The organism is Myxococcus llanfairpwllgwyngyllgogerychwyrndrobwllllantysiliogogogochensis, from assembly GCF_006636215.1.
GTDB classification, from domain to species: Bacteria; Myxococcota; Myxococcia; order Myxococcales; family Myxococcaceae; genus Myxococcus; species Myxococcus llanfairpwllgwyngyllgogerychwyrndrobwllllantysiliogogogochensis.
Window position 1 is genome coordinate 1 of sequence record NZ_VIFM01000869.1, and the last position, 417, is coordinate 417.

At 74.6% G+C, this 417-nt stretch carries 1 protein-coding gene; it reads right to left on the reverse strand.

Annotated elements, in window-relative coordinates; translation table 11 throughout:
- A partial coding sequence (locus tag FJV41_RS57535) for a coiled-coil domain-containing protein (RefSeq protein ID WP_220138043.1) occupies positions 1 to 417 on the reverse strand: 417 nt, incomplete at both ends.

The window sequence follows — 417 nt, forward strand, 5'->3', positions numbered from 1 at the left end:
GCGCCGGGCGGCGACCAGGCGCTGCGACGCATCCGCGTAGGCGGCCTCGGCGCGCACCAGGGCCGTGCGCGATTCCTCGTGGATGAGGGCCTGCGCCCGCAATTCCTTTTCCAGGTGCTCGATCTCCTGCGCGCGGGCGAGCAGACCGGCCTGCTCCGAGTCCGGTGCATAGAAGGTCACGCCATGGGCCGCCACCGCATGCCCGCCGGGCACGTAGATCGCCTCGCCGGGTCGCAGCTGCGACCGGCGGTCCAGCGCCTCGTCGAGCGTGGCGGCCGTGTGGCAGCCCTGCAGCCAGTCCTCCAATACCGCCCTGAGGCCCGCGTCGGGCACGCGCAGCAGGTCCGCCAGCCGCGCGGGCGTGCCGGAGGAGGACGCGGCCGCAGAAGCGCCGACCCCCGCCGTGCTGTAGAAGGC